Source organism: Mesorhizobium sp. Cs1299R1N3, assembly GCF_037179625.1.
Taxonomy (GTDB): Bacteria; Pseudomonadota; Alphaproteobacteria; order Rhizobiales; family Rhizobiaceae; genus Mesorhizobium; species Mesorhizobium salmacidum.
The window spans coordinates 21,699-41,845 of record NZ_JAPYKQ010000009.1 but is presented as its reverse complement, the minus strand read 5'-3'; the positions used below and the strand labels follow the sequence as shown (position 1 = coordinate 41,845).

Below are 20,147 nucleotides of genomic sequence, written 5' to 3'. Positions count from 1 at the left end.
CTGCGGACTCTGCCGCCAGCAGAGCTATCGGCATTCGTCCATGGCGGCTATTGAGGAGCGGGCAGTGCACCAGGTGAGACGACAAATGACCGGCGAGACCGATCTGAGGACATTGTTGGCGTCGATGACGCCGGAATTGCTTGATGGCACCTATGTCTTTGCCACGCTGGCGCCGCACGTGCCGCAGCCCGAAGGCCTGGAGCCGGTGATGGTGTTTCGCGAGCGCGAGGGCACGACGCTGATCGTGACCGAGGAAGCCGCCCGGACCACGGGGCTGGAGGCTTCGTTCCGCTGCCGGATGATCACGCTGAACATCCACTCATCGCTCGAAGCCGTCGGCTTCCTCGCCGCCATCACCGCACGCCTCGCCGCCGCCGGCATGGGCGTCAATCCGGTCTCGGGTTTTTACCACGACCATCTGTTTGTGCCGGCCGGGCGGGCGGAGGAGGCGATGGCGGTGCTGCGCGAACTGAGTATGGATAGCGCGAGTTGAAATCGGCGCAGAGCGACTTTGACGGCTAATCTCATGACTCGGCAGCGCCAAGCATGCCCGGCGCTGCCCCTCATCCGCCTGCCGGCACCTTCTCCCCGTAATGACGGGGAGAAGGGAGCTAACGGCCGAAGGCCGAGCCCGCGACGGCGGGCCGCCGGTCGTCCGGCGCCCTCGCGGAGGGCCCGCCGCGGCAGCGGCGATACGGCCCGTGAGCGAAAACTAAGCCGCCTTCTTCTTCGGCTGGATGAGCCCGCGCTCGATCAGGAGTTCGGCGATCTGCACCGCGTTCAACGCCGCGCCCTTGCGCAAATTGTCGGAGACGATCCACATCGACAGGCCGTTGTCGACGGTCGAATCCTCGCGGATGCGCGAGATGAAGGTGGCATCCTCGCCGGCTGATTCCAGCGGCGTGATGTAGCCGCCATCCTCGCGCTTGTCCAAGACCTGGCAGCCAGGCGCTTCACGCAGGATGTCGCGCGCCTCGTCGGCGGTGATCGGCTTCTCGAACTCGATGTTGACCGCTTCCGAATGGCCGATGAACACCGGCACGCGCACGCAGGTCGCCGTCAGCTTGATCTTGGGGTCGAGCATCTTCTTGGTCTCGGCGACCATCTTCCACTCTTCCTTGGTGAAGCCGTCGTCGAGGAAGACATCGATATGCGGGATGACGTTGAAGGCGATGCGTTTGGTGAACTTCTTGACGTCGACCTGGTCGGCGACGAACACCGCGCGGGTCTGGGTAAAGAGCTCGTCCATGCCTTCCTTGCCGGCGCCGGACACAGACTGGTAGGTGGCGACGACGACGCGCTTGATGGTGGCGGCGTCATGCAGCGGCTTCAACGCCACGACGAGCTGCGCCGTCGAGCAGTTCGGGTTGGCGATGATGTTCTTGCGCGTGAACAGCGAGATCGCGTCCGGGTTCACCTCGGGCACGATCAGCGGCACGTCCTGGTCGTAGCGGAAGGCCGATGAATTATCGATGACGACGCAGCCCTGCTTGCCGATCTTCGGCGACCATTCCTTGGAGACATTGCCGCCGGCCGACATGATGCAGATGTCGGTGTCGGAAAAATCATACTGGTCGAGCGGCCTGACCTTCAGCGTGCGGTCGCCGAACGACACTTCCGTGCCCATGCTGCGCCGCGAGGCGAGCGCCACGACTTCGCTGACCGGAAAGCCGCGCTCTTCCAGAATGTTGAGCATTTCCCGGCCCACATTGCCCGTGGCGCCGACGACTGCAACCTTGAAACTCATAGAAATCTCCTGTCCCTCTCCGCTTGGTTCTTGGAGAAAACCCGCCGGCCAAGTGCGGGTTCCGTCCCCCGGGCCGGACCCGGGAGAGGGTGGTTAGGCCAAGGGAATCACACCGTTTTGGTGGTGGTTTTGGCCATGGTTTTGGTCGAACGGTAAGATGCACCAACGCGTCCGGCCCCACTGATGTGGCCGGGGACGTCGAAGGCAAGAAGAGCCATCAAAAGGCCGCGCATCGAGATTGATCCCGTTCGATGCCGGCTTTTACGCGGTTTGCCGCAGGAGTCAATCGGCGGCTCTTTTCCTTCTCCCCTTGTGGGGCCCGAAGGGCGGGCGAGGCCCGTGACTCGCCCAGGGCGGTGGATCGGCGCGCAGCGCCGAGACGGTTGAGGGGTGGGTGACGGAGTGCCGTCGGCGCCAAGCTGGAGCACCCCTCATCCGACCTCGCTTCGCGAGGCCACCTTCGCCCACAACAAGGGGAGAAGGGAAGAAGCGCGGCGGGCTGCACTGTACAATGGCCACCGCAAGAAGTACGAACACCCAAAGATTGTCTGACCGGCACGCGTGCCGGTCCCGGATGTGCTTCGTAAGAGCAATCCCCTGAATTCCGAAAGAATGAGATGTCCAACTTCGATGGTATTGTTCCCGCGCTGGCACAAGCGCTGGAGAAACGCGGTTATTCCGACCTGACACCGGTGCAGAAGGCGGTGCTGGAGCTCGGCCAGGCCGACGCCCTGGTGTCGGCACAGACCGGCTCGGGCAAGACCGTCGCCTTCGGCCTTGCCATGGCGCCGACGCTGCTCGATGGCGCGGAACGTTTCGGCCCGGCAGCGGCGCCGCTGGCACTGGCGGTGGCGCCGACGCGCGAGCTGGCGCTACAGGTGACGCGCGAGCTCGAATGGCTCTACGAGCCGACCGGCGCCACGGTGGCATCCTGCGTCGGCGGCATGGACATGCGCACCGAACGGCGCGCGCTGGAGCGCGGCGCCCATATCGTCGTCGGCACGCCCGGCCGGCTGCGCGACCACATCACCCGCAATTCGCTCGACATGTCGACGCTCAAGGCCGTGGTGCTGGACGAGGCCGACGAGATGCTCGATCTCGGCTTTCGCGAGGACCTCGAATTCATCCTCGATGCCGCACCGGCCGACCGTCGCACGCTGATGTTCTCCGCCACCGTGCCGCGCTCCATCGCCACGCTCGCCCAGGGCTATCAGCGCGACGCCGTGCGCATCTCGGCCGCCGGCGAGGAAAAGCAGCATCTCGACATCGAATACAGGGCGCTGAATGTCGCCCAGGCCGACCGCGAGAACGCCATCATCAACGTGCTGCGTTTCTATGAGGCCAAGAACGCGCTGGTGTTCTGCAACACGCGTGCCGCCGTCAATCATCTCACGGCCCGCTTCAACAACCGCAACTTTTCCGTCGTCGCGCTCTCGGGCGAACTCAGCCAGAACGAGCGCAGCCATGCGCTGCAGGCGATGCGCGACGGCCGCGCGAAAGTCTGCATCGCCACCGACGTGGCGGCGCGCGGCATCGACCTGCCCAACCTCGAGCTGGTGATCCACGCCGACCTGCCGACCAATCCGGAAACGCTGCTGCACCGCAGCGGCCGCACCGGGCGTGCCGGACGCAAGGGCGTCAGCGCGCTGATCGTGCCCAACAGCGCCCGCAGGCGCACCGAGCGGCTGCTGCAAAGCGCCAAGCTGACGGCGACATGGGCGAGCCCGCCCTCGGCCGACGACGTGATGCGGCGCGACGACGAGCGCATCCTTGCCGATCCGGCTTTCGACGAACCGGTGAAGGACGACGAGCGTGCATTCATCGACGCGCTTCTCGCCCGGCATGGAGCCGAACAGGTGGCGGCCGCCTTTGTGCGCCAGTGCCGCGCCAGCCGCTCCGCGCCCGAGGATCTGATGGACGTCGCGCCTTTCACACCTTCGCGCGAAAGACCGGCGGGCGAGAAGTTTGCGCACCGCGACGAGGCGCCCAGCCGCCGCGACGATTTCGGCGACAGCGTCTGGTTCTCGCTGTCGGTCGGACGCCGGCAAAATGCCGAGCCGCGCTGGCTGATCCCGATGTTGTGCCGTGCCGGCAGCATCAGCAAGCGTGAGATCGGCGCCATCAAGATGCAGCCGGAAGAGACGTTCGTGCAGATAGCCGCCGACTGGGCCGAGCGTTTTCTCGCCGCGATCGGCCCCGACCGCAAATTGCAGGGCAACATCGTGGTGAAGCGGCTGGACGGCACGCCTGACCTATCGCGGGCCGGCTACCAGCCGCCCAGCCCGGACAAGAAACCGCATCGCGGCAAGGCGCCGTTCGACCCGAACGCGCCGAAGCTCAAGTTCGAGAAGCGTGCACCGGCTTCGGCCGACCAGCGCCCGGCAGCCGCGCATGAGGCAAAGCCGTGGGCGAAAAAGCCGGGCAAGCCGAAATTCGAAAATACCGGCGCGCCTAAGCACAAGAAGACGAAGAAGCGGCCATCGTAAGACCGACGCGAAAGCCTCGCCGCTGATTTTTGCGTCATTTGCCGCGAAGACGGTAGCTTATGGGCGGCTTGCCCATCGGCTCGGCCCTGTGCCACATCTTGGCAGGGACGTGGCGACAAGGGGTGGGCGATGCGCGGCGAAGTGCTTCACTATGACGAGGACCAGGGCTTCGGCTTCATCACCGGCGCCGACGGCAACCGCTACACCTTCACCCGCGAGAACCTGCGCCGGCAAACCGCGATGCCCAACGGGACGGTGGTGGAGTTCCAGGCGGGCGGCGGCCAGGCGCGAGACGTTTTTTCGATCGCCGGCCAAAACAACGCAAGCCCTGCCGCGAGCCCGACCGTGGCCGCCGGCATAAACGCCGCTCCGGCTCCAGCCGGCACCGCACCCACGGCCCGCGCACCGCAGGCGCGGCATTTCGGCCGATCCAGCGAGAGCGCAACCGCCGAACCCAGTGATCTCTGGGGCTATTTCTGGCGTGGCCTGACGCGGAACTACTTCAACTTCGCCGGCCGCGCCCGCCGCAAGGAATATTGGGGCTACTGCCTGTTCTGGGTGGTCTGCCTGCTCATCATCGGCGGCATCGGCATCTTCACCGATATCGAAATGGGCAATTTCGACACCGACGCCTCCGCGGTGGTGACGGTCGGCCTCTGCGGCACCTTCCTCCTGGCGACGCTCCTGCCCGGCCTCGGCATGACCGTGCGCCGGTTGCACGATATCGGCTTGTCAGGCTGGCTTTATCTGGTGATCCTCATCCCCAGCATCGGCAGCCTGATCATCCTGGTCTTCGCGCTGATCCCGACCCAGGCGCGCGAAAACCAGTGGGGACCGGTGCCGGCTGGCGTCAGCATATGACATAGCGTGCATATTGCAATCATGAACAACCCTGGATAGCATCCGCTCATCGCATCGCAAAAAGGGGGGCACATGCGCGGCACGGTCTATCACTACGACGAGGATCAGGACTTCGGCTACATCAACGGGGTCGACGGCACCCGCTATTTATTTGCACGCAAAGATCTGAACCAGGGGGTGGCGCTCGTCCGGGGCGCTGTCGTCGAGTTCCAGCCAGATGACGGCGCGGCGCATGACGTAGTCGCCGTGAGTTCGCCCTCGCCGTCTTCAGGCGTGGGTCAGCCACCGCGGCGAGGCCTGCCTGCCGAAAAGCGGTCTGCTGGTTCCACAGGACTTTGGGCCTATTTCGGGCGCACGGTGAGCATGAACTATTTCAATTTCAACGGACGCGCCCGCCGCAAGGAATTCTGGGCTTTTTGGCTATGCTTTCTCCTTGTTCAGCTAGCGCTTGTCGGCTTCGGGATCCTTGTCAATCTCGCCGTCAATGGCTTCGGCGCGAATGCGGGCAGCAGCTCGATAGGCTTCTTACCCGCCGCCATCTACACGCTGGCGTTCGGCCTCTCGTGGATTGCGCTGGTCGTGCGACGCCTACATGACGTCGGCCTGAGTGGCTGGTTTGTCTTGGTCTGCTTCATCCCGGTCATCGGCGAAGCTGCCTTGCTGGTCCTCGGACTTATGCCGTCCCAGGTAGGCGAAAACCCCTGGGGACCGGTGCCGGCAGGAGTCAGGGTTAGAAGCGAGTCCCAAAGACTGGAAACGGTTTTCGGCTCGAGCGACATAAAGACATAGGGCTAAACCATCTAGGCGAGCTCTCGCCCAGCAGGACGCTGCGGCCGAAAATTCCGCTTGCAATTTAATCCGCGCACAGATAGTCTGTGCACGGATCTAATAGTCGATCGGACAAGACGGAGCCAAGACGATGTGGACCAATGAATACACCGCGACTTCCCCGCTTCCGGCGCGAGCCATCTGGAACGCGCTCAAGGCCTTGCATGAAGGCCGCCTGACCTATGAGGGGTCCGACACTTTCGTGCTGCACGGGCCGTTCGCCAAGGGCACCCGCGTCTCGGTGACACCGGTCGGACAGGACACGTTCGAATCGACCATCGTCGATCTCGTCGACAATTTGACCTATGCCGATGAAACTTCGTTCGGCGACACCACGCTGCTGTTCCGGCACACGCTGGTGCCCGTCGAAGGCGGCACGCAGGTGACGCACCGGCTTGATATCTCGGGCCTTTCGGCCGCCGAGGTCGGTCCGGAACTCGGGCCGCGGATCAGCGGCGATTTCGACGTCTCGATGGCCAGGCTGTTCGAGCAGGCGGAGGCGTTGGCGAACCGTGGCTGAACTGGACACGCGCTTCAAGGGTGGACCATCGGAGAGCCCCGGATTGCTGCTCTGGCGGACCACGATGCGCTGGCAGCGGATCATGACGGCGGCGCTGGCGCCGCTCGACCTGACACATGTCCAGTTCGTGCTGCTCGCCTCGACGATGTGGCTCGGCCGCAATGGCGAGCCGCCCAACCAGGTGCAGCTCGCCGCCCAGGCCGGCACGGAGGTGAAGATGACCTCGGACGTCGTCGCCCGGCTGGAAATCAAGGGATTGATCGCACGCGAGGCCGACCCACGGGATTCCCGGGCCAAGGTGATCCGCGTCACCGCCGCCGGGGTGGCCGCGGCACAGCAAGCGATCGTCGCCGTCGAGGCCGCCGACGCGGCGTTTTTCGAGCCTGTGGACGAGGCGCAGCTCGTCGGCTTGCTGCGGCAGCTTGCCGGCGAGATCCGCTGAGGCCGAGCCGCCCTGCGGTTTAGGCCAGGAATTTTGCGATAATCGCGTCGCCCATCTCGACGGTGCCAACCTCGGTCATGCCGGGGGAGAAAATATCCTTGGTGCGCAGGCCCTGGTCGAGCACGGCGGCGATTGAAGCTTCGAGCTTGTCGGCTTCATCGACCATGCCGAAGGAATAGCGCAGGCACATGGCGAAGGAGGCGATCATGGCGATCGGGTTGGCGATGCCCTTGCCGGCAATGTCGGGGGCCGAGCCGTGTACCGGCTCGTAGAGCGCCTTGCGCTTCTTGGTCTTCACGTCGGGCGCGCCGAGCGAGGCCGACGGCAGCATGCCGATCGAGCCGGTCAGCATGGCGGCGATGTCGGACAGCATGTCGCCGAACAGATTGTCGGTGACGATGACGTCGAACTGTTTTGGCCAGCGCACCAGCTGCATGCCGCCGGCGTCGGCCAGCATGTGGTCGAGCTTGACGTCGGAATAGCGCGCCTTATGGGTCTGGGTGACGACCTCGTTCCACAGCACGCCAGACTTCATGACGTTGCGCTTTTCCATCGAGGTGACGTGGTTCTTGCGGGTCCGCGCGAGCTCGAAAGCGACGCCCGAAATGCGCTCGATCTCGAACGTGTCGTAGACCTGCGTGTCGATGCCGCGCTTCTGGCCGTTGCCGAGATCGATGATCTGCTTGGGCTCGCCGAAATAGACGCCACCGGTCAGCTCGCGCACGATGAGGATGTCGAGGCCTTCGACCACTTCCTGCTTGAGCGAGGACGAGGCGGCCAGCGCCGGGTAGCAGATTGCCGGGCGCAGATTGGCGAAAAGCTCCATGTCCTTGCGCAGGCGCAGCAAGCCGGCCTCGGGCCGTACCTCGTAAGGCACGGCGTCCCACTTCGGCCCGCCGACGGCGCCGAACAGCACAGCGTCCGCGGCCATCGCCTTTTCCATGTCGGCATCGGAAATCGCCGCGCCGTGCGCATCATAGGCACAGCCGCCGACCAGGCCCTCATCGGTGACGAAGCCGCTGCCGAGCTTTGCGTTCATGGCCGCTATCAGCTTCTTGACCTCGGCCATGGCCTCGGGGCCGATGCCGTCGCCGGGGAGCAGGAAAAGATGCTTCGTTGCCATGGAGAGCCGTCCCAGAAAGAATTTGAACCGCGGCCTTGCTAAACGCCAAGCGGTTGCAGCGCAAGGGGAGGATGAATGCTGGGACGAACGACCTTTCGCCTCGATCCTTCGCGCCCCCCTCTGCCCTGCCGGGCATCTCCCCCTCTAATGGGGAGATTGGCAGCTTCGCCGCCTCGCCTCCTCGTTCGTTGTTGGAGATTGGCGAAAGCCGAGGTGACGTCCATCTCCCCACTTGAGGGGGAGATGGCCGGCAGGCCAGAGGGGGGCGCTGTCCCGCCGGCATCTCAGGGGTCTTCACGCGCGCTGACCCGCAGAGGGACCCTCACCGATGCGAGAGAATGTTGACCAGCCGGCCAAGGGGATCGCGCACATAGAAGCGCCGGACGCCCCAGGGTTCGTCGGCCGGCCCATATTCGATGGCGAAACCGGCGGCCTTCATGGCCTCGAGCGCCGCATCGACATCATCGACCTCGATCGACAGGTCCGGCACCGGCGTACCGGACCCGCCTTGCGCCATGAAACTGACCTGCACCTGCATCGTTTCCTCGGAGCCGTAGGTGACGATCCAGCCCTGATCCATCAGGATGTCGAGCCCAAGCACGTCATGGTAGAAACGGTTCGCCGCCGCCGCGTTCGGTGTCTCGATATTGGCCACGATGCGCCTGACCTTCATCGCGTAGGTCTCCTCAGGCCGTACGCCGCAGCGCCGTCACCTCGATCTCGATCTTCATTTCCGGCTTGTTGAGCTGGCACACGATCATGGTCGCCGCCGGCCTGATGTCGCCGAACGTCTCGCCGAGGATCGGGAAGACCACGTCCACGAAAGCCTGGTCGGTGACGTAGTAATGCGCCCGCACCACATCGGCCATGTCAAAGCCGCCGTCCTTCAGCGCCTTGCCGATCGTCGCCAGGCAGTTGCGCGTCTGCGCCTCGAGCGTCTCCGGCATCGTCATGGTCGCATAATCGTAGCCGGTCGTTCCGGAGACGAAACACCAGTCGCCCTGCACCACCGCACGCGAATAGCCTGCGGTTTTCTCGAAGGGCGAACCGGTGGAGATGAGCTTGCGCATGAAGGACCTCGCGTGGTTGCGGCTACTCTGTGGGGAAAACGCCGATCCGGCCAAGGGCCAATACGAATGGATCGACGGTGCGGGACCTGTGACGTCGATGTGCCAGCTCGTGCGCCAGCTACCATGAGGTGCTCTCCGTGCGGCCCGGCACCGGCTCAGGGGTCTCAACTGCCCACCATGCGTCAGCCGGGTTGGTCGTTGGCCGATTCAGCCGTTTCTCCGGTGAAGACAACCCTTGTGCCTTTGTGCACCTCAAGGGCCAGGTCTTCGGCATCCCAATTGGTCAGTCTGATGCAACCATGCGAAAAGGTCTTCCCGATCTTGCCTGGTTCGGGCGTGCCGTGAATCCCGTAACTTTCAATGGACAGATCGATCCAGACCGATCCGACAGGATTGTTGGGCCCGGCAGCGATGGTGAAGGGCCTTTTGGTTCTTACCCCCTTGAAGGCGAAGTTGGGATCATAGTGATAGGTGGGATTGTGGACCACGCGTGTGACTTGTGCCTCGCCGCTCGGCGCCGGCTTCTCTTCGCTTCCAATCGAGGCGGGGTAGACCGAAACCACTTTGCCGGAATTGTCGAGAACGCGAACTTGGCGCGCGGCCTTGTCGACTTCGACGTTCGCAACGGCTGAGGGCGGATCGCCTCGGGCGATAGCCGGCACCAGCACCTTTGCGCCCGCCCTCCTGAAACTGATGCCCGGGTTGAGCCTTCGCAGCAATTGTTCGCTGATGTGGAAGTGCTCCGCGATCCGTTCCAGCGAACTGCGGTAGCCGAGCCTGCGCAGACGAGCCATTCTTTCCATACTGGCCGGAATGCGCTTGGTAAACGGTCCACGCACGTCCTTGCGCGTCAGCTCGTAATTCACAAGAACCGGGCCTGGTGAGGTTGCGACCAGCTTGTCCCAGGTCTCCCGGTTGAGCTTGCCATCGGCGGGCAGAGCGTTGGCCGCCTGAAATGCCCGAACCGCCTTGGTGAAGTTCTCCGCCTGGTGGCCGTCAATCAGGCCAGGCGAGAACCGCGCGCGGTCCAAAAGGATCTGCGCCTTCAGCGCGGTCGCATCGACGCCCTTCGTTGCGGCGTCGCCGAATTGAGCATCGTTGACGGCGGCTGCGTCCAGCTTTGCCGCCTCCGTGGCGCCAGCTGTGAAGGCCAACAAAACAAACGCCAGAAGAACGAGCCTGACCATCAATGTTACTCCAGGCACTGCCGCGCGAAGCTGCTTCTATGACGCCGCGCGGCCGATCTGGTTCCATTTGGCCGAGCGAATATCGGCGTTGACGCGGATTGGGCAGAAGGCGATCCTCGATCTCCGCGCCGGCGACCGGCGGCACTCAAAGGGAGAACGGCGTATAAACCGCAGTCCTCGGCGCGTCGGCAACAATGGACGGTTGTCGCGCGTAAGCCGGAGGAAATTCGCCTCGCCCTGTTTTCGCCGGAAATGCTCTGGCTAATTCGCCGACCCCAGCGCCTTGTCCAGCGCCTCCTTCACGTCGGCCGGCCATGTCGCCAGCGCCGGCCAGGCGTTCGGCTGGCCATTGTCGCCGCGGCGGGCGAAATAGAGTTGGTGCTTGGCCGGGTCGACGGCCATGAAGCCGTCATTGCCGCCGCAATCATGCGGCACGCAGCCGCTGGCGTAGAAGGCGCCGGACGCGGTCTTTTCCGTGCCGCCGCCGACCAGCAGGCTGGTCGCCATGTCGGGCATGTCCTTGCCGAGCAGTTTTTCGGCTTCCTTGTAGACGGCCTCATTGTGGAAGGCGTCGATGATGTTCTGGTACTTTTCCGGATCAATGTCTTTCCAGTCGGTGCCGGGTTCCGGCATGTAGGTGAGATTGCCCGAAATCGTCAGCCCATCCGTCGGCGACCACTGCAGCGCCGGCTTCTGGTCCCCCGGCAGGAGATACGGCACGAAATAGATGGCGTTGTCGGACACCGCCGAGGGCGGCGCGCCGCACTCGTCCTGCTCGACCGTGGTGCCCTGAATCTCGCCGCCTTCCGGCTTCCAGACGATCACCGTCGCCGGGCCGCATTGATTGCCGCCATCGCCGACATTGAACAGCGCCACCTTGATGCCGCCGACCTCCACGATCTTGTCGAAGAAGACATCATAGTTGCTTGCCAGTTGCTTGCCGTCATAGGCCAGCACCTTTTCGCCGTCCTGCTCCGGCTGCGTGATGGTCAGCTGACCGCCCTCGAACGGGATCGGCGCCTGCTTGTCATCCTCGGCCAGCGCCACGTTGCCCGTGCTTGACGCGCCCTGGTCGGCGGCGCCGGACGCATCGCCGGCCGGCACGAGCACAGTGCCGGTCTGTGCATGCGCGCCCGCGATCGTCAGAAACATCACCGCCGAAGCGCAAACGCCGGCCAGAAGCAAACGTGTCATGACTGTCCCTCCATTCAGCCGCCACGAACCCGACCGCTCGCGGCCGGGCCTACCTGTTCAGGGCTTCAGGCCCAGGGGCGCAGTTCGGCGTTCTTCTTCTCGAACGAGGCGATGGCGCCGGCCTTTTCCATGGTCAGGCCGATATCGTCGAGCCCGTTGAGCAGGCAGTGCCGCTTGAAGTCGTCGAGGTCGAAGGTGACCACGCCGCCGTCCGGACCACGGATTTCCTTGGCTTCGAGATCGACCGACAGAGTGGCGTTGGAGCCGCGCGAGGCGTCGTCCATCAGCTTCTCCAGGTCCTCGGGGCTGACGGTGATCGGCAGCACGCCGTTCTTGAAGCAGTTGTTGTAGAAGATGTCGGCGAACGAGGTCGAGATGACGCAGCGTATGCCGAAATCGAGCAGCGCCCATGGCGCGTGTTCCCGGCTCGAGCCGCAGCCGAAATTGTCGCCGGCGACCAGGATCTGCGCCTTGCGGTAGGCCGGCTTGTTGAGCACGAAATCCGGATTTTCCGAACCGTCGTCATTGTAGCGCATCTCGGCGAACAGGCCGGTGCCAAGCCCGGTGCGCTTGATCGTCTTGAGATAATCCTTCGGGATGATCATGTCGGTGTCGACATTGACGATCGGCATGGGAGCGGCGACGCCGGTGAGCTTGGTGAATTTATCCATGGCTTTGGCCCGTGTTTTTCGTTGCGGGGGATTTGCTGAGGCCCGGTTTACACAAAGCCGCGCGCAAATAAAAGGCAACTGTTTGTGGGTGCCGGCAAGAGGGTGCCGCACAAAAACGGCTTCGAAATCGCCGCCCGATGGTGCAGTCTGGTCCCATGGCAGAAAACTCCCACGTCCTCTACGCGCGCGAACCGACGCTCGGCATTCCCGAATTCCGCCGCGTGCTGGTGGAATCCGGTCTCGGCGAAGTCAGGCCCGTCGATGACGAGGCAAGGCTGAAGGCGATGCTGGAAGGCGCCAACCTGATCGTGACCGCCCGTATCGAGATGGCCCGTCTCGACATGGCCCCTCTCGAAATGGCCCCTCTCGAGATGGAAGCCAAGCCGCTGATTGGCGTTGCCCGCTGCCTGACCGACTTTTCCTGGGTCTGCTACATTTCCGATCTCGCCGTCTCGGCCAAGGCGCAAGGCCTGGGCATCGGCAAGGGGCTGATGGATGAGGTGGCCCGGCAGCTCGGACCGTCGGTCGCCCTCAGCCTGGTCTCGATGCCCGACGCTGTCGGCTTCTACGAACGCATCGGCATGAAGCGTATGCCCGACGCCTTCTGGATCTCCCGCAAGCGCTGATTTCTCTCTGTGACCGCATCCAGGGTCGCCGAAAACCTCGCCCGATTTAGCCGGCAGATGCAGGCAGCGGCCGCTTCTGGTGCCGAGGTCTGGGGCATCTTCGACAACACGGCCGGAGGCAATGCGCTTGGCGATGCACTTAAGGTTGACGCGATGATGGCGTAGACGCTTCTTCCTTCTCCCCTTGTGGGAGAAGGTGGATCGGCGCGCAGCGCCGAGACGGTTGAGGGGTGGGTGACGGATCGCCGTCCTTGCCAAGCTGGAACACCCCTCATCCGGCCGCTTCGCGGCCACCTTCTCCCACAAGGGGAGAAGGGAGAGGCATGCCCGCCCCGCCTCAAATCACATTCAATTCCCGGAACGCCCGCCCTTCGGCAACCCGGCTATACCCAAACGCCGAGCAGTCGATCGTCCGATAGCCGCCGTGCACCAAAAACTCGGCGAGCGCCTTGCCGACCGCCGGCGCCTGCTGCAGGCCGTGGCCGGAGAATCCGTTGGCGAAGAGGAAATTCGTCACCTCGGGGTGCGGGCCGATCACCGCGTTCTGGTCCAGCGTGTTGTAGTCATAGTGCCCGGCCCAGGCGCGCGTCGGCTTGATGGCCTCGAAGGCCGGGATGCGGGTCGCCAGCACCGGCCAGATCACCTCTTCGAACAGGGGCCAGTCGACCTCGAAATCTCCGGCATCGGCGGGGCCGTCGCCCTCTTCCGGCTCGGCGCCGCCGGTGAGGTAGACGGATCCCTCCGGCCTGACATAGATGCCGGAGGGATCGACCAGCAGCGGCATGTCGGCATATTTCTCGCGCGCCTCGAAGACGAAGACGTTGCGCTTGCGCGGCTCGACCGGCAGCGCCAGCCCTGCAAGGGCGGCGACCTTGCCGGCATTCGGCCCGGCGGCATTGATGACGGTGCCGGCCTCCAGCCGATCGCCATTGTCGAGGCTGACGCCGGTGACGCGGTCGCCCTGCCGCTCGATGCCGGAGACCGAAGCGCTGATGAAGTCGATCTTCTTCTCCCGCAACGCCTTGCGGAACAGCATCAGCATCGCATGGGCGTCGAACCAGCCTTCGCCGCTTCGGCCATAGGCGCCGGCGGTTATGCCTTCGGCCGACAGCCAGGGGAAGCGGCGCGTCAACTGGTCGGCGTCCTCGAGCAGGATGTCTGCGCCCTCGGCGACCTGCGCCGCGTGATTGGCCTTCAGGATCGGCAGCCCGGCCTCGCCGGCAAGGATGAGATAGCCACCCTCGCGAAAACCGATATCGGCCTCGGCGCCGAATTCTTCCTTCAGCCGCCGGAACAGTTTCAGCGTGAATTGCGACAGGCGGATATTTTCCGGAATGGAGAATTGCTGGCGGATCGACGCCATGGACAGCGTCGTCGCCGCATGGGCGAATTGCGGGTCGCGCTCGATCAGCGCGATCGAGCCGGAAAACCCTTCCTCGCGCAGATAGTAGGCGACCGAGGACCCGACGATGGCTCCGCCGATGATGACGATGTCGTAGCGCACTTTTTTCTCCGATCCGCCGTCCGTCTTACGCGACCGGCAAAGTGATCTCGAAGCGCGTGCCGCGCTCGGTGTCAACCAGCCGGATCGTACCATCATGCGCTTTCAGGAGGGCCAGCACGATGCCGAGCCCCATGCCGGTGCCGCCGGTAGAGCGGCGCGTGGTGAAGAACGGCTCGAAGATGCGCGCCCGGTTGCTTGGCGAAATGCCGGCGCCGTCGTCGCTGACCAGCACCGTCGCCTTGCCGCCGGTGCTTGCGGCGGTGATCGAAACTTGCGTCGCGCCGTGCCGGGCCGAATTGTCGATGAGATTGCCAAATACGATTGCTCCGTTCTCGGCCGATATGCGCAAGGCCAGGTCGCCGCCGGCCTCGACGCGAACCGGGAGCCTGGTGTCGACGGGAAGCAGCGCCAGCGCCGCACCGACCGAGGTGCTTTCGCCGCTGGGTGCAAGGTTTTCGGCGCGCGCCAGGTCAAGCAGCCGCCGGACCAGCAAATTGAGCCGCCCGGCATCGTTGACGATATTGTTGGAGAAGCGCCGCCGCTCGTCATCGTCCATCGCCGAGCCGGAATCGCGCAGCAGTTCGGCAGCGCCCTGGATCGCCGTCAGCGGCGATTTGAGCTCATGCGAGACGTGGGTGGCGAAGGTCTGGATCGAGTCCGAGCGCGCCTGCAGTTTTTCGGCCATGTCGAGGAAGGCGGCGGACAATTCGGCCATTTCGCGCGTGCCATGATGGTCGAGCGGCCGGATCGCGCCGCGCTCGCCGGCGGCAATGCGCTGGGTGCGGTCGATCAGCGCATAGATCGGCCGGCTGACGGTGCGCAGGAAGACGAGGCCGATGAGCAGCGTGCCGCCGAGGATGGCGATCGCCGCCGCTGTCACCTTGCCGCGTTCGCCATAGAGATGTTTTATGATGTTGTTGGGCGTCCGCGAAACATAGACCACGCCGGCGACCTTGCCGTCGACGGCAACCGGCAGCGCGACGAAGACGCGCACCCTGGTGCCGCGGCTGACCGAATAGAGCGACGGCGGCGGCTGGTTGGGGATGCGCAGCCTGAGCGCACTGGCATAGCGCCCGGCGAGCGCCTCACGCACCTCCTCGACCCCGGCAAGCGACTGCCCGATCTCGTCGCGCCCGGCAATGACGACACCTGTGGGATCAAGCAGCCGGAAGCCGGCCAGCGTGGTTTTCTGCGTCGCGTCGAGAATGCCGGCCAGCCGCGCGCCGATCGCGGCGAAGGCTGGATCGGCCGTGGCGGGCGTCCCCGCCGGCCGGGTCGCAAGCACGTAATCCGAGGCGAGATCGAGCTGCGGCTCGATCGGCCGATAAGGCGAATCGGGATTGGCGCCTCGGCTCGCGCTGCCATTGGCCCCAGGCATCGGCACACCGAGCTTGTCTCCGGAAATGCCGGCGTCGCGCACCTCCTGCGCATAGATGGCCGCGATGGCCGCACCCTGCGCTATCAACTCCGCCTCGGTCTGGCGGATCAACTGGTTTTCGTAGAGGCGGAAGAAGAACAGGCCGACCAGCGGCAAGGCCATCACTAGGATCAGGATGGCGACGACGACCGTGGCGAGGCGCGGCCGCCATTTGCGGCCGCTCCACTTGCCTGAGGTCGTCAGCCGCATCGGCCGAGCCGGAAGCCGACGCCGTGCACCGTCTCGATGGCATCCAGGCATCCGACCGCCGCCAGCTTGGCGCGGATGTTGCGGATATGGCTGTCGACGGTGCGGTCGGCGACATGGATCTTGCCGGCATAGGCACTGGCCATCACCGCGTCGCGATCGAGCACGTGGGTGGGCCGCGCCAGAAACCCTTTCAGGATCGAGAATTCTATTCCGGTCAGGGCAAGCGGCCGACCGTCGAAGCCGGCGCTATGGCTGGCCGGCACTAGCGTGAGCTTGCCATGGGTAAACTGCCTGTCGTCAACCGGTTCGGGCCCTGCCGGGCGGGCGCGCCGCAGGATGACGTTGACGCGGGCGACCAGTTCGCGCGGGCTGAACGGCTTTGTCACATAGTCGTCGCCGCCCATTTCGAGCCCGAGGATGCGGTCGATCTCTTCGTCGCGCGCGGACAGGAACAGCACCGGCAGGTCTGATCGCTGGCGCAGCCGCCGGCAGACCTCCAGCCCGTCCATCTCCGGCATGCCGATGTCGAGCACGACAAGGTCGGGCGTGTGCCGTTCGATCGCCTGCAGGGCGGCGGCGCCATCGGAAACGGCAGCCGTTTTCATGCCGGCCTTTTCCAGCGCGAAGCAGATCACTTCGCGGATATGCGGGTCATCGTCGGCGACGAGGATGTGATGCGGCATCGGTCAGCGGTCCGGCAAGGAAGGTTGCGAAGGCTGAGGAAGCACGAGCGACCCCTTGCTGTCGAGATATCGAAGCAGGCGCCAGTCACGAAAGCTCCAGCCACGCCAGTTCCGCTGGACGCTGCGATACCAGGCTTCGTCGCTGGCCCGCAATCCTTCAAGTTCGCGGACAGCGCCCGCGTCCGGGGTCTTGTTCTGATGGTCGAAGAAGCGATCGAGTGCCGGAAACGCGCCCGGACCGAGCGAGCGCGGATACCAGGCGTCGAGGGGAATGCCCTGGCCGGTCATTTCAACGGAATGGTCGACATTGCAGTTGGCGATCAGCACGGCGAAGTTGATGAAACAGCAGGCATCAAGCGCTCGGGATAACGTCGGAAGATTGGCGGACCGCGGCCATTAATTGGATTTTCCGAGCGCGATGCGGGCGGACAAAGGGGATGACAATTGCGGCGGGCTTGGCACGTGGCGGGTCGACCAGCCACCAGCCTTCGCTGCGCAGCTGATAGGGCAGACGGGGTTTTGCTCGCTTGTGCATGCCGCCTGTCTCGCAGGCTGGCAGGGAAGCGATGCGGCGGATCGGAGGAGGTTTTCCGCTGGCGTGTGCAGTTTTCGTGCAGGGCTGGTGCGCTGCCCGCTATCCTTTCCGGACGTTGGCGCTGCCCAGCCAAGCTCCTTTCCTCTCCCTCCGGAGGGGGGAGAGGTGGCTCGGCGAAGCCGAGACGGAGTGGGGGAACCACCTGGTAACCGCCGCAAACGGCATAGGGCACTAGGCGCAAGCCTCGCATCGCCTTGCGCCCAAAGGGTCGACCCCCGTCGAGCTGCGCTCGACACCTCTCCCTCGATCGACGGGGGAGAGGAAGGGTCCCCTTCCGCGACTGCTGCGGAGGACGGACAGGCAAGGGGCAGCGCAAGCTTTCGCGGTTGGCTCGTGTCAGATACCGGGCGGACGCTTGCCTCGACCAACCACACGCGGCATAGATCGGACATGGAACCCTACCGCCCGCGTCGCTCCGTGCTCTATGTCCCGGCCTCCAACGACAAGGCGCTGGCCAAGATCGCGCAGCTTGCCTGCGACGCCGTCATCATCGATCTGGAGGACGCCGTCGCCCCCGCCGACAAGATCGCCGCGCGCGAAAAACTGGCCGGCATTTTCGCCAACCGCCCTGATGCCGACCACAATGGCCGGCGCTGCGAGATGGTGGTGCGCGTCAATGCGCTGTCCAGCGAATGGGGCACCGACGATCTTGCGGCCGTGGCCAAGGCGGAACCGGACGGCATCCTGCTGCCAAAGGTCGACACACCGCGCGACGTGCTTGAGGTCGGCGATGTGCTGGACGACAATTTTGCTCCCGACAGCATGAAACTATGGGCGATGATCGAGACGCCCAAGGCCATGCTCAACATCGGCGCCATCGCCGAACTCGGCCGTGACCCCGCCTCGCGGCTGGATTGTTTCATTGCCGGAACGAATGACCTGATCAAGGATACCGGCGTGCTGGCAACGCCGGACCGCGCCTATCTCCTGCCATGGCTGATGCAGATGCTGCTGGCGGCGCGCGCCGGCGGCCTCGACATGCTCGACGGGGTGTTCAACGATTTTCGCGGCCCGGACGCGTTTGCGCGCGAATGCGCTCAGGCTGCCGCCATGGGCTTTGACGGCAAGACGCTGATCCATCCATCGCAGATCGAGGCCGCCAACCATGCCTTCGCCCCGTCGGCGCAGGCGCTGGCCGAGGCGCGCGCGGTGAAGGATGCCTTCGCGCTGGCGCAAAACAGCGGCAAGGGCGTCATCGCGCTGAATGGCAGGATGGTCGAGCGGCTGCACCTGGCGCAGGCCGAAAAACTGCTGGCGAAGGCCGCCGCCATCGGCGCATGATATTCGTCGACTTGGGATACATGACAGGAATTGGACGATGAAACTCTACCGCTTTCTCACCGCCCCGGACGACGCCAGCTTCTGCCATAAGGTGACGGCGGCGCTGAACAAGGGCTGGCATCTGTTCGGCTCGCCGACCTACGCCTATGACAAGAAAGCCAAGACCATGCGCTGCGGCCAGGCCGTGGTGAAGGATGTCGACGGGCAGGAATACGGGCCGGATACCAAGCTCAGCGAGTGGTAGTGGAAGGCAAAGAGACCATCAGGCGGCCTCGACAATATCAAGACGCACGGTAAGTCCGGCCAGTGCGGCAAGATTGATCAACGTATCCAGACTGAAATTCGTGATCCTGCCCCGCAGGAGGTCGCTAAGGCGTGGCTGGGTAATCCCGAGCCGGTTGGCTGCTTCGGCCTGGGTAACGTCCCAACTCCGCACCCGCTGTTCGATCGCGATCAGCAAGTTGGAGCGCATAGTCATGTTGGCGGATTCGGCCGGAGTGCCTTCCAGTGCGTCCCACACGTTTTCAAAGCTCTGACGTTCCATCGTCGGATCTCCACTAGATTTGCTTGAACCGCGATGCGGCAAGATCCAAGTCTCGTTTCGCCGTCTGTTGCGTCTTCTTCTGAAAGGCGTGCAGCACATAGACGGCATCGCCTATGCTCGCAACGTAAAGCACCCGGAACGCGCCGTCGTCGTCGCGGACGCGGATTTCCCGCACACCCGGGCCGACCGTCGTCATCGGCTTCCAGTCGCTTGGTTCAAGTCCGAGTTGCACCTTGCGCGCCGCCTCTGGAAAATCCCGGAGCTGGGCAAGAGAATCTCCGAGAAAATCTAAGCGCTTCGTCACTGGCATTGGCAGACTTATATCAAAACTTGTATAATTGCGCAAGACAGTGACCCGCCAGCGACCGATTGATGACTATAGCGGCGGCTCACCGACCCCATGCTGCGACCAGGCCATGGTCGGGGATATCGACGTTCAGGAATACGGGCCGGACACCCAGCTCAGCGAGTGGATAGGGAAAGGCCCTCCCTCCCTTCGTCCTGCTAGGGTAAAGCAAGGAGCAAAGCGAGGCCGCGCAGACCCCTAGGGTGACGAAGGTACGGCCTACTCAGCAGCCTCTTCGATCTTTTCCATATCATCGTCCGACAGGCCGAAATGGTGGCCGATCTCGTGGATCAGCACGTGGGTGACGATGTCGCCCAGCGATTCCTCGTTCTCGGCCCAATAGTCGAGCATGGCGCGGCGATAGAGGGTGATGCGGTTCGGGCCTTCGCCGGTTTGCGGGTTCCAGCGTTCGGCGATGCCGCGCCCCTCGAACAGGCCGAGCAGGTCGAACGGCGTCTCCAGCGACAAATCGTCCATGATCTCGTCGGTCGGGAATTCGGCGATCTGGATGATGATCTCGCCGGTCAGCTTGCGAAATTCCTCCGGCAGATGGGCGTAGGCCTCCAGCGCCAGGAACTCCAGTTCCTCCATCGAGGGCGCAAGTTCGCCATGCCAGGTGCGGGTCTTGTAGATGCGGGCCATGCTTTGTCCTTTGATCCCGGCATATAGGCTTTCGTGCTGGTCCAGGCAAATGGCGCGGCAATTTCTGCCGGCGCTTTTGCCGCTGCCGGGGAATCGCGTCCAGCCATGTATCAGGAGAACTCATGCCGGACCTTCCACCATCGCGCAGCGCCGGCCAGGGCGTCTCATTT

Annotated in this window: 24 protein-coding genes; 10 read left to right on the top strand and 14 right to left on the bottom strand. The window is 64.2% G+C overall.

Translation table 11 applies throughout. From position 1 onward, the window contains the following. Positions 1-85: 85 nt before the first annotated feature. The gene (locus O7B34_RS19630) at positions 86-493 is read left to right on the top strand and encodes an ACT domain-containing protein (RefSeq protein WP_140510516.1); all 408 of its coding nucleotides are present in this window, start codon (positions 86-88) and stop codon (positions 491-493) included. A gap of 219 nt (positions 494-712) precedes the next feature. Here the strand turns inward: O7B34_RS19630 and O7B34_RS19625 are convergent, their stop codons facing one another. Further along, a complete protein-coding gene (locus O7B34_RS19625) occupies positions 713-1,747 on the bottom strand; it encodes an aspartate-semialdehyde dehydrogenase (RefSeq protein ID WP_337141198.1) in 1,035 nt (344 codons plus the stop codon). 617 nt (positions 1,748-2,364) lie between these two features. On the opposite strand from O7B34_RS19625, the gene O7B34_RS19620 reads away from it, so the two are divergent. The 5 genes from O7B34_RS19620 to O7B34_RS19600 all read left to right on the top strand — a co-directional run bounded on the left by O7B34_RS19620 (position 2,365) and on the right by O7B34_RS19600 (position 6,884). Then, positions 2,365-4,233, top strand: a complete 1,869-nt coding sequence (locus O7B34_RS19620) for a DEAD/DEAH box helicase (RefSeq protein WP_337147629.1) — start codon at positions 2,365-2,367, stop codon at positions 4,231-4,233. A gap of 129 nt (positions 4,234-4,362) precedes the next feature. Continuing rightward, positions 4,363-5,094 (top strand): DUF805 domain-containing protein, encoded by a 732-nt coding sequence (locus O7B34_RS19615; RefSeq protein ID WP_337147628.1) that lies wholly within the window; start codon positions 4,363-4,365, stop codon positions 5,092-5,094. A gap of 72 nt (positions 5,095-5,166) precedes the next feature. Continuing rightward, positions 5,167-5,883 carry a DUF805 domain-containing protein gene (locus tag O7B34_RS19610; RefSeq protein WP_337147627.1) on the top strand — a complete coding sequence of 239 codons (717 nt, stop codon included), beginning with the start codon at positions 5,167-5,169 and terminating at the stop codon, positions 5,881-5,883. A gap of 130 nt (positions 5,884-6,013) precedes the next feature. Next, positions 6,014-6,442 (top strand): polyketide cyclase, encoded by a 429-nt coding sequence (locus tag O7B34_RS19605; protein ID WP_337147626.1) that lies wholly within the window; start codon positions 6,014-6,016, stop codon positions 6,440-6,442. Continuing rightward, positions 6,435-6,884 carry a MarR family winged helix-turn-helix transcriptional regulator gene (locus O7B34_RS19600; protein WP_337147625.1) on the top strand — a complete coding sequence of 150 codons (450 nt, stop codon included), beginning with the start codon at positions 6,435-6,437 and terminating at the stop codon, positions 6,882-6,884. Before O7B34_RS19605 ends, O7B34_RS19600 begins: the two co-directional genes overlap by 8 nt. Positions 6,885-6,903: 19 nt before the next feature. Here O7B34_RS19600 and leuB read toward each other — a convergent pair whose 3' ends face one another. The 6 genes from leuB to leuD all read right to left on the bottom strand — a co-directional run bounded on the left by leuB (position 6,904) and on the right by leuD (position 12,129). Continuing rightward, positions 6,904-8,007: a 3-isopropylmalate dehydrogenase gene (leuB, locus tag O7B34_RS19595; RefSeq protein WP_337147624.1), complete on the bottom strand. Its 1,104-nt coding sequence runs from the start codon at positions 8,005-8,007 to the stop codon at positions 6,904-6,906. 322 nt (positions 8,008-8,329) lie between these two features. After that, positions 8,330-8,680: a VOC family protein gene (locus tag O7B34_RS19590; protein WP_337147623.1), complete on the bottom strand. Its 351-nt coding sequence runs from the start codon at positions 8,678-8,680 to the stop codon at positions 8,330-8,332. A gap of 13 nt (positions 8,681-8,693) precedes the next feature. Continuing rightward, a complete protein-coding gene (locus O7B34_RS19585; protein ID WP_337147622.1) occupies positions 8,694-9,077 on the bottom strand; it encodes a RidA family protein in 384 nt (127 codons plus the stop codon). 182 nt (positions 9,078-9,259) lie between these two features. Continuing rightward, complete coding sequence (locus tag O7B34_RS19580) at positions 9,260-10,264, bottom strand: L,D-transpeptidase family protein (RefSeq protein ID WP_337147621.1); 1,005 nt, start codon at positions 10,262-10,264, stop codon at positions 9,260-9,262. A 261-nt stretch (positions 10,265-10,525) separates the two neighbouring features. After that, a complete protein-coding gene (locus tag O7B34_RS19575) occupies positions 10,526-11,458 on the bottom strand; it encodes a hypothetical protein (RefSeq protein WP_337147619.1) in 933 nt (310 codons plus the stop codon). A gap of 65 nt (positions 11,459-11,523) precedes the next feature. After that, positions 11,524-12,129: a 3-isopropylmalate dehydratase small subunit gene (gene leuD, locus O7B34_RS19570; protein ID WP_337147618.1), complete on the bottom strand. Its 606-nt coding sequence runs from the start codon at positions 12,127-12,129 to the stop codon at positions 11,524-11,526. Between the two features lie 155 nt (positions 12,130-12,284). Between leuD and O7B34_RS19565 the strand changes: the two genes are divergently transcribed. Both O7B34_RS19565 and O7B34_RS19560 read left to right on the top strand, forming a co-directional pair. After that, positions 12,285-12,755, top strand: coding sequence for a GNAT family N-acetyltransferase (locus O7B34_RS19565; RefSeq protein ID WP_337147617.1), 471 nt, complete (start codon positions 12,285-12,287; stop codon positions 12,753-12,755). Between the two features lie 9 nt (positions 12,756-12,764). Continuing rightward, the gene (locus O7B34_RS19560; RefSeq protein WP_337147615.1) at positions 12,765-12,920 is read left to right on the top strand and encodes a hypothetical protein; all 156 of its coding nucleotides are present in this window, start codon (positions 12,765-12,767) and stop codon (positions 12,918-12,920) included. A 172-nt stretch (positions 12,921-13,092) separates the two neighbouring features. On the opposite strand, the gene O7B34_RS19555 is transcribed toward O7B34_RS19560, so the two are convergent. Genes O7B34_RS19555 through O7B34_RS19540 form a run of 4 tightly spaced genes read right to left on the bottom strand, consistent with a single transcriptional unit; the run spans position 13,093 to position 16,896 of the window. Further along, entirely contained in the window at positions 13,093-14,259 is a 1,167-nt protein-coding gene (locus O7B34_RS19555) for an NAD(P)/FAD-dependent oxidoreductase (RefSeq protein ID WP_337147614.1), read from the bottom strand. Between the two features lie 25 nt (positions 14,260-14,284). Further along, positions 14,285-15,886, bottom strand: a complete 1,602-nt coding sequence (locus O7B34_RS19550; protein WP_337147613.1) for a HAMP domain-containing sensor histidine kinase — start codon at positions 15,884-15,886, stop codon at positions 14,285-14,287. Next, entirely contained in the window at positions 15,877-16,569 is a 693-nt protein-coding gene (locus tag O7B34_RS19545; RefSeq protein WP_337147612.1) for a response regulator transcription factor, read from the bottom strand. Before O7B34_RS19545 ends, O7B34_RS19550 begins: the two co-directional genes overlap by 10 nt. Positions 16,570-16,572: 3 nt before the next feature. Beyond that, positions 16,573-16,896 (bottom strand): hypothetical protein, encoded by a 324-nt coding sequence (locus O7B34_RS19540; RefSeq protein ID WP_337147611.1) that lies wholly within the window; start codon positions 16,894-16,896, stop codon positions 16,573-16,575. 658 nt (positions 16,897-17,554) lie between these two features. Between O7B34_RS19540 and O7B34_RS19535 the strand changes: the two genes are divergently transcribed. Both O7B34_RS19535 and O7B34_RS19530 read left to right on the top strand, forming a co-directional pair. Continuing rightward, entirely contained in the window at positions 17,555-18,445 is an 891-nt protein-coding gene (locus tag O7B34_RS19535; protein WP_337147610.1) for an HpcH/HpaI aldolase/citrate lyase family protein, read from the top strand. Positions 18,446-18,482: 37 nt separating this feature from the next. Next, positions 18,483-18,689 (top strand): DUF1737 domain-containing protein, encoded by a 207-nt coding sequence (locus O7B34_RS19530; RefSeq protein WP_337141180.1) that lies wholly within the window; start codon positions 18,483-18,485, stop codon positions 18,687-18,689. A gap of 18 nt (positions 18,690-18,707) precedes the next feature. Here O7B34_RS19530 and O7B34_RS19525 read toward each other — a convergent pair whose 3' ends face one another. The 3 genes from O7B34_RS19525 to O7B34_RS19515 all read right to left on the bottom strand — a co-directional run bounded on the left by O7B34_RS19525 (position 18,708) and on the right by O7B34_RS19515 (position 19,977). Continuing rightward, on the bottom strand, positions 18,708-18,989 hold the full coding sequence (locus O7B34_RS19525; protein ID WP_027145958.1) for an XRE family transcriptional regulator: 282 nt from the start codon (positions 18,987-18,989) through the stop codon (positions 18,708-18,710). Between the two features lie 13 nt (positions 18,990-19,002). After that, a complete protein-coding gene (locus O7B34_RS19520; protein WP_337147609.1) occupies positions 19,003-19,299 on the bottom strand; it encodes a type II toxin-antitoxin system RelE/ParE family toxin in 297 nt (98 codons plus the stop codon). 255 nt (positions 19,300-19,554) lie between these two features. Next, entirely contained in the window at positions 19,555-19,977 is a 423-nt protein-coding gene (locus O7B34_RS19515) for a metallopeptidase family protein (RefSeq protein ID WP_140510548.1), read from the bottom strand. Positions 19,978-20,147: the final 170 nt, after the last annotated feature.

Bases quoted from the DNA above. Each gene is read 5' to 3' on its own strand.
- O7B34_RS19630 (WP_140510516.1), top strand. From the start codon at position 86: ATGACCGGCGAGACCGATCTGAGGACATTGTTGGCGTCGATGACGCCG.
- O7B34_RS19625 (WP_337141198.1), bottom strand. From the start codon at position 1,747: ATGAGTTTCAAGGTTGCAGTCGTCGGCGCCACGGGCAATGTGGGCCGG.
- O7B34_RS19620 (WP_337147629.1), top strand. From the start codon at position 2,365: ATGTCCAACTTCGATGGTATTGTTCCCGCGCTGGCACAAGCGCTGGAG.
- O7B34_RS19615 (WP_337147628.1), top strand. From the start codon at position 4,363: ATGCGCGGCGAAGTGCTTCACTATGACGAGGACCAGGGCTTCGGCTTC.
- O7B34_RS19610 (WP_337147627.1), top strand. From the start codon at position 5,167: ATGCGCGGCACGGTCTATCACTACGACGAGGATCAGGACTTCGGCTAC.
- O7B34_RS19605 (WP_337147626.1), top strand. From the start codon at position 6,014: ATGTGGACCAATGAATACACCGCGACTTCCCCGCTTCCGGCGCGAGCC.
- leuB (WP_337147624.1), bottom strand. From the start codon at position 8,007: ATGGCAACGAAGCATCTTTTCCTGCTCCCCGGCGACGGCATCGGCCCC.
- O7B34_RS19590 (WP_337147623.1), bottom strand. From the start codon at position 8,680: ATGAAGGTCAGGCGCATCGTGGCCAATATCGAGACACCGAACGCGGCG.
- O7B34_RS19585 (WP_337147622.1), bottom strand. From the start codon at position 9,077: ATGCGCAAGCTCATCTCCACCGGTTCGCCCTTCGAGAAAACCGCAGGC.
- O7B34_RS19580 (WP_337147621.1), bottom strand. From the start codon at position 10,264: ATGGTCAGGCTCGTTCTTCTGGCGTTTGTTTTGTTGGCCTTCACAGCT.
- O7B34_RS19575 (WP_337147619.1), bottom strand. From the start codon at position 11,458: ATGACACGTTTGCTTCTGGCCGGCGTTTGCGCTTCGGCGGTGATGTTT.
- leuD (WP_337147618.1), bottom strand. From the start codon at position 12,129: ATGGATAAATTCACCAAGCTCACCGGCGTCGCCGCTCCCATGCCGATC.
- O7B34_RS19565 (WP_337147617.1), top strand. From the start codon at position 12,285: ATGGCAGAAAACTCCCACGTCCTCTACGCGCGCGAACCGACGCTCGGC.
- O7B34_RS19550 (WP_337147613.1), bottom strand. From the start codon at position 15,886: ATGCGGCTGACGACCTCAGGCAAGTGGAGCGGCCGCAAATGGCGGCCG.
- O7B34_RS19545 (WP_337147612.1), bottom strand. From the start codon at position 16,569: ATGCCGCATCACATCCTCGTCGCCGACGATGACCCGCATATCCGCGAA.
- O7B34_RS19535 (WP_337147610.1), top strand. From the start codon at position 17,555: ATGGAACCCTACCGCCCGCGTCGCTCCGTGCTCTATGTCCCGGCCTCC.
- O7B34_RS19530 (WP_337141180.1), top strand. From the start codon at position 18,483: ATGAAACTCTACCGCTTTCTCACCGCCCCGGACGACGCCAGCTTCTGC.
- O7B34_RS19525 (WP_027145958.1), bottom strand. From the start codon at position 18,989: ATGGAACGTCAGAGCTTTGAAAACGTGTGGGACGCACTGGAAGGCACT.
- O7B34_RS19520 (WP_337147609.1), bottom strand. From the start codon at position 19,299: ATGCCAGTGACGAAGCGCTTAGATTTTCTCGGAGATTCTCTTGCCCAG.
- O7B34_RS19515 (WP_140510548.1), bottom strand. From the start codon at position 19,977: ATGGCCCGCATCTACAAGACCCGCACCTGGCATGGCGAACTTGCGCCC.